Annotated in this window: 6 protein-coding genes and 1 pseudogene; 1 reads left to right on the plus strand and 6 read right to left on the minus strand. The window is 44.5% G+C overall.

The genetic code is table 11. From position 1 onward, the window contains the following. Nucleotides 1-389, minus strand: a pseudogene (locus tag B7L70_RS11675) (hypothetical protein); the annotation flags it as partial. 450 nt (nt 390-839) lie between these two features. Between B7L70_RS11675 and B7L70_RS11680 the strand changes: the two are divergent. Beyond that, the gene (locus tag B7L70_RS11680; protein WP_081228343.1) at nt 840-1,169 is read left to right on the plus strand and encodes a hypothetical protein; all 330 of its coding nucleotides are present in this window, start codon (nt 840-842) and stop codon (nt 1,167-1,169) included. Nucleotides 1,170-1,306: 137 nt separating this feature from the next. On the opposite strand, the gene B7L70_RS11685 is transcribed toward B7L70_RS11680, so the two are convergent. The 5 genes from B7L70_RS11685 to B7L70_RS11705 all read right to left on the minus strand — a co-directional run bounded on the left by B7L70_RS11685 (nt 1,307) and on the right by B7L70_RS11705 (nt 6,289). Then, the gene (locus B7L70_RS11685) at nt 1,307-2,521 is read right to left on the minus strand and encodes a pyridoxal phosphate-dependent aminotransferase (protein WP_081228344.1); all 1,215 of its coding nucleotides are present in this window, start codon (nt 2,519-2,521) and stop codon (nt 1,307-1,309) included. Nucleotides 2,522-2,647: 126 nt separating this feature from the next. Next, nucleotides 2,648-3,016: a cupin domain-containing protein gene (locus tag B7L70_RS11690; RefSeq protein WP_081228345.1), complete on the minus strand. Its 369-nt coding sequence runs from the start codon at nt 3,014-3,016 to the stop codon at nt 2,648-2,650. A 236-nt stretch (nt 3,017-3,252) separates the two neighbouring features. After that, nucleotides 3,253-4,620: a serine hydrolase gene (locus tag B7L70_RS11695; protein ID WP_081228346.1), complete on the minus strand. Its 1,368-nt coding sequence runs from the start codon at nt 4,618-4,620 to the stop codon at nt 3,253-3,255. Nucleotides 4,621-4,653: 33 nt separating this feature from the next. Beyond that, the gene (locus B7L70_RS11700) at nt 4,654-5,673 is read right to left on the minus strand and encodes an MBL fold metallo-hydrolase (protein ID WP_081228347.1); all 1,020 of its coding nucleotides are present in this window, start codon (nt 5,671-5,673) and stop codon (nt 4,654-4,656) included. Nucleotides 5,674-5,698: 25 nt separating this feature from the next. Further along, entirely contained in the window at nt 5,699-6,289 is a 591-nt protein-coding gene (locus B7L70_RS11705) for an FkbM family methyltransferase (protein ID WP_081228348.1), read from the minus strand. Between the last annotated feature and the right edge of the window lie 113 nt (nt 6,290-6,402).

Here is a 6,402-nt window from a genome sequence, read left to right on the forward strand (position 1 = left end):
AATAGGGAGAAGGCTGTGTTTATTAGCCTATTGAGTTCGTTCACGAGTTTCTCATCCAGCCTTACCGCAGCTGCCTTACTACCATCTGGGTTGAGGAATTCTATGCGCGGTTCCTTGCCTGCCTCCACCCTATAATCGCCCCAATCGATGTTCCTACCCTCAAGGGCGTTCTCGATGTTTGACCACCAGACCCTGTACTCACGGTTGTTTACCCTGAAGGTTACTACGAGGCCGTCTGTGAACATGGGTCTTGCTGCAACGTCTGCATTGCCGATTATGTATTCCCTAGGTACCTTAATAATGAGTTTGTTTCTAAGGGAGTCCCTGAGTTGTCTAAGTTCCTTAATGATTTTTATCACATTCCCCAGGCTAACATCTAGGTTGCTCATACAGGTTTTCATTGCTGCGTGTTGTATATAAATCTTCCTATTAAGTTCTAAACAAATAACTCGGTATATCTATGTATTATACTTTATTAGTACCTTGTAGAAGTTATAATGATATGCCTTGTTTAGAATAATAACGTAAAATCATGTAAAATAATCTAAAACAAGGAGGAATGCAATATTGGCTGAAATTGATTATGAAGAAAAGAAAAAGGGAGTTTGTTTTTTAGCCCGCGATAGCGGGCCTATTTTGTTTATACCCAGAAGAATGCTTGCTTTTGGTGTATTTAAAGGTTTCTCACAGGTTATTATCTGTTGATTGTGTCTTTTTTGTCATGGGTAGAATATTTATATATGTAAAATGTTTGTGTGATAAAATGAACGGCAAACCTCGCTCTTAAGGGCGGGGAAGAGGTCAGAATCAATATAAGGTGGTTTTGGGTTACGTGCAGTATGGGTCTTGAGGATTGTGCTGGAGGTGGGCTTAGGTGTTCGAGGTATTTGGGGTTGTTTGATTGTGCTGTTGTTCGGTTTTGGTTTCATGAGTATGAGTTGATAGTTGATTTTGTTGTGGATGGGCGTGGTAGGCTTGTTTCTGTGGTTATTGAGGGCCCTGTTTTCCGTAGGCCCGGTGTTGCTCAGGTTAGGGTTGATTGCCACACTAGGTATTCTTCATTGTATAGAGATTTTGGTTGTGGTGATTATTGTGTGGTTCTTAATGTTGTGTGCGATAGTGTTCGTAAGGTGGTTACTGTTAGGTATGTAGTGATGATTTTGTTCTGAATCCGTGCAGGTATATTGGGGAGATTAGGGAGACGATTACGAGGTCTGGTGATGATGCTACGGTTCAGGTTTTTAGGACCATAATGAACATCCTAGGCGCTGAGTATTCTGTGGGTTATCTTAGTTTATGTTAGTCGTTATTTTGTAACGGCTTTTCTTATTCTTTCTATTCCTTCCTTAATCAATGCCTCATCCAATGCAAAGCTTAGCCTTACGTATTCCTTGCCCATGTGGGTTTCGGAGAACGCGGTTCCGGGTAGTACCACAACCCCGTGGTTCTCCAGTAGCCAATCTGTGAATTGCTCTACGTCCATGCCTAACCTATCGAGTACCCCCTTGATTCTTGGGTACATGTAGAAAGCCCCCGTACTCTTCCAGACTTCGATGCCTGGTATTTTTCGTAACTCCTCGTACATCACATCCCTCCTTCTCCTGAATAGCTCTATCATGGCTTTCGATGCCTTCCAAGACGCCTCACTCCTTAATGCTTCGACTCCAGCCTTTTGGGCTATGCTTGGTGGGCAGCTGTAGGTGTTTGCTGCTAGTTTCTTGAGTGGTTCTATTACTTCCCTGCTGGCCACTAGGTAGCCTAGCCTCCAGCCCGTCATTGAGAAGGTTTTGCTGAAGCCGTTGGTGTATATTATGTACCTCCTCCACTCAGGCTCCAGCTCAAGTACTCCCTTGAACGCGTTATCCTCATACACGAAGTTGTCGTATATCTCATCAACAATCACCAACAACCTGTGATCCTTGGCCATCTCCAACAGTTTCGAAACCTCATCAGGCCTAAATACAGCGCCGGTTGGGTTGTGTGGGTTGTTTATCACTATGGCCCTTGTTCTCTGTGTTATTGAGTTCTCAACGGCCTCTAGGTCAAGTGTGAATCCTCTGTCTTGGTTGAACCTCATTGGTACGTATATTGGTTTACCACCAAAGAATTTTGTTAATTCTGGGTAGGCTGGGTATGTTGGGTCTGGTATTATTACCTCATCGCCGGGTCTTACGTATGAGGCTATTGCGAGGAATATTGCGGTTTTTGTCCCTGTGGTCACGATTACCTCGTCCGGCCTAACACCTGCGTGGTACCTGTAGTTCAGGTAGTCGGCTATGGCTTCCCTGAGCTCCCTTATGCCCTCCGTCTCGGTGTACCCCGTGAACCTAGCATCAAGTGCCGTCTTTGCTGCGTTTACTATATTCTCGAAGGTTGGTAGGTCTGGTTGGCCGATGCCGAAGGATACAACCTTAATGCCCCTCCTCTCAGCAACCTCGCGTGCCCTTGCCAGGTATGCGAATGCCTTCTCGCCCTGTAATTCCCTCACAGAATCCTTTAGATAATCGTTAATTGGATACATCGCGCAAATTAAATAGCGACCTCCTAATAACTATTTCTTAACAAATAATCTACATCAACCTAATTATCACTATATAATTTACAGGAATTCCAGGAGAATTTGGGAATAATTTTAGGAAATGTACAATTACTCCAATGGTTTCAGTGTCATATCGTCCTCATACGATATTACGCATATGAATTCTGCATCCTCATTGCCTACGTTCTCGATAGCGTGCGGTTCGTATTGGGCTGTGAAGAAGTAGTCTCCGGGGCCTAGTTCATAGGTGCCTTCCTTGGTTCTGACTCTTAACCTGCCCTTTAGTATTATGACTGCCTCCGTGTACTTATGATTGTGCAGCGGCATTGCACCGCCGGGCTTCACAATAAACCTCCTGACGGCATACCTCGCTCCATGATCCTTAGTTATTAGCCACTGTATGTAGAAGCCATGTGTTCCCTTCAGTAGTTTTGAAGCGTCCTCCATCGGTACGTTGTTTATGTTATTGACGATCACGGGTTGTTAATGTTTTTGGTGTTTTTAAGTGATTATTCACATTGGTATTCGTTTGATGAACATATAATATATTGCGTATTCTTGAACATTGTTATTATATATATGTCCATTGTAATTTACGTTCGAGTAATTCCTGTTTTTCTTCGTGATATTGAATTTTGTTCTTATCATACGGGTTTTGATGCACGTAGTTCTTTAAAAACCTTTCTAGGTTAGTATAGCGGGCGTCACCAGGGCTATGTTGGACCTTTCCTTTCAAGCTTAAATCTCTCGTAGATTAAATACACCTTATTACTACCTATGTAGAATTCTGCGGGGATCCTTGTGCCGTTGATTAGTGCGTAATATCGCGCATAGTCATACCTAATCTCCTCCGGTACGAGTATTGTTACTTCTTCGGTGTATCTCGTGGTGTCAATTATGAGTAGGTAATCGCCCTGGCGTTTGATTGTTACCCTCACGGTCCCGCCGTAGGTTTCGTAAATGCCCTCTAGCCTCCTCGTTATTTCCTCTTCCCTGAATACCCTGAGTTCCTTGGTTGGGTCGTGATTTAGTATTAGGGATAGTGCGTAGAGCCCTATCCTGGTTGGTGGGTAGTTCTCGGTCATTGACATTACTATGACGCCAAGTTTTTCGGTGGGTATGTAGCCCATGAATGCTGTGTGGACCAGGATGTCGCCACTGTGATATATGAGCTTTCTTCCGAAGAACTCGTTACTCACTATTAGGCCATACCCATAACCCTCATCCCCAATCACCTTCCAGGGCACGTCGATGTACTTCCTCTCGGCTAGCTCCAGGTAATCCTCACTGATGATCCTAGCGTCACCCAGTGATCCCCTATTTATGAGCATGTCCACGAATTGTGACATGTCAATAACATTGCTAAGCAGGCCGCCGTCGGATGTGACACCAAACGGAAACCTACTCCTTATCAGCTCGCCTCCCTTACCGACTATGTACGATGCTGCAACATCGGAATCCCTCTCGATATCCTTCTCTCTGAAGTATGATCTACCCATCCCCAGGGGCTTCAGTATATTCTTTATGACGTAATCCTCGTACGTAACGCCACCGACCTCACTCACTATCTTGCCGAGTAGTACGTAGCCCTCGTTTAGATAGAAGAATCTCTCGCCGGGCCTCGCCACAGCCCATTCTTCGGCATTCCTCATGAACGCAATTACGTCGTCTGGTGTGGCTAATGGTAATAAATTGCTTTTGAGACCGAGCACACCATTTATGAATGCCTCCGCATAGCCCAGGGCTGGGATTCCGCTTGTGTGGGTTAGTAGGTGGTGTACGAGTACGGGCTCACCAAAGGGCCTTAGTCTCAGTGGTATGTATTTCTCCACCGGGTCGTTGAGGTTTAGCCTGTTCTCCTCGGCTAGTTTTAGTATTGATAGTGCTGTGAATGCCTTGGTTATGGACCCTATACCGTAGATGGTGCCTGGCGTTGTGAGTAATCCTGCCTCCATGTCCCTAAATCCGAAGCCCCTTGCGTATACTAGCCTGCCATCCTTAACAATGCCTATGCTAATACCTGGTACCTTGAACTCTCTCATTCTCTCGAGGATGAATTCCTCAAGTCTTTCCGTGTCCACGGTTTATCTATTTCGAGAGGTATTAATAAAAGGTTATTGTTGTGGTATTAGTAATTGTTGGCTGCATTCAATGCCTCTTATAACCTCGTACCTGCCATCGTAGTTCCTCCCTATCACGTCTAGCTCCTCGAGATACTTTACCAGCGATGCTGTTTCGGTAATGGCCAAGTACTTATTCATAGGGTCTAGTAGTGAGTATTCCCTATTATCCATCCACCTGAGGGTGCTCGCAATCTCAAATACTGTGCTAGGTTTATTACTTAGGATCTTTATTACCTCGCAAAGTCTCGAAACCCTATGACTTATTAATTCGCCTATTCTATCATCGACATTACAGACCTCGTGCTCATGCCCTGGGTGCACACATTTCAGCTTCATACTTCTAATTCTCATTAATGACTTGATGTAGCTAAGTAATGGATTTCCCAAATTTATTGGTGAGAGCCCCACGTGGGTTGTTATTGTCGGTAATATCAGATCCCCAGTAAATGCCACACTGTACTCGCTAAATACCACGGATACATGGCCAGGGGAGTGGCCTGGGGTTAGTACCACGCGTAATTCATCGATGGATTCCTCGTCACCCCTAATCAGCTTGTCAAGCCTTAAATCGCCCAATGAGGCCCTCCTTCTTGAGAATCTCCCGATGATATTAATCAGCAATTGCTCCTCCTCACCAAATACACCCCATTCACGAAGCAACTCTGCCATTTCCCTAATTAATTGTTCAGTATTACCCATTTTGACCAATTGTTCGTAGTCATTGATGTGCATTACCAAATAAGCCCCAAGCGCATTGCGTATTTCATTCATGAGTCCGTAATGGTCAATGTGCATGTGCGTTATTATCAACGCATCCAACCTACAGTTGGGCACCTTCCTTATTGAATCAATTAATGGCTTTACCAACTCCCTGTTTGGATATCCTGCGTCAATCATTACACAACCATCACCACTCCTAACAATGTATGAGTATACATAACCAGGTTCCACATCCATGGGTATCCTCATTCGGTATACCAAGCCTTTAATTAGCTCGTGGGTTTCAATCATTAACGAGGTAGTTACTAGGGGACCTTTAAGTTGTTTTGCTGCAGTGCACGTAGCCGTAATCCTCCGTTGCGAGACCAATGGATTCGCAATAATAGTCCCTACTCAATATGGAGAGTATAGCATCGACAGGTATGCCTGTGATCCACCTGTGGTACTCAAAGATTAATTCGTTGAATAACCTGACATGCCCATAATCGTTGAGTATCACGTCGTACTCACAACCCTCACAATTCATCTTCAGCACGTCCGGACTAAACTCATACTCCTTAACCAACTCGCCTAGCGCCATCACTCTAACCTTGACGTACCCTGGCACATACCTCGCGTACTCATAGCCAAAGTACGTACTCATTATATTACCGACATCCAAATCCTCAGGTACGTAGATAAAGCCCTGCCTACCGCCCAACGCAGCATTTATTGGTACCACCCTACCCTGTAGCCCATTAATTCTTATGTTTCTGATTAGTTCATTGAATGCCCTTGGGTGGGGTTCGATTGCGAGAACCTTATGTGCGCCTCTTTTTATGAAGTACACTGCTGTATCTCCTACGAATGCGCCAACATCTACGACATCCCTGTTCCTCACATCGACTACGCTATAGGCATCGTACATTTTGATTCATTTTATTATCGACTATGCCGAAGTTAAATTTTTGCATCAACAGTAGGGGCATGTGGTTATCTTGATTTTATCCAACTTGTTTCTCAATATTGTTAATTCAACAA

This window comes from Vulcanisaeta sp. EB80, from assembly GCF_002078205.2.

Excerpts from the sequence above, each read along its gene's own strand:
- B7L70_RS11680 (WP_081228343.1), top strand. The coding sequence starts at position 840 with ATGGGTCTTGAGGATTGTGCTGGAGGTGGGCTTAGGTGTTCGAGGTAT.
- B7L70_RS11685 (WP_081228344.1), bottom strand. The coding sequence starts at position 2,521 with ATGTATCCAATTAACGATTATCTAAAGGATTCTGTGAGGGAATTACAG.
- B7L70_RS11700 (WP_081228347.1), bottom strand. The coding sequence starts at position 5,673 with ATGATTGAAACCCACGAGCTAATTAAAGGCTTGGTATACCGAATGAGG.
- B7L70_RS11705 (WP_081228348.1), bottom strand. The coding sequence starts at position 6,289 with ATGTACGATGCCTATAGCGTAGTCGATGTGAGGAACAGGGATGTCGTA.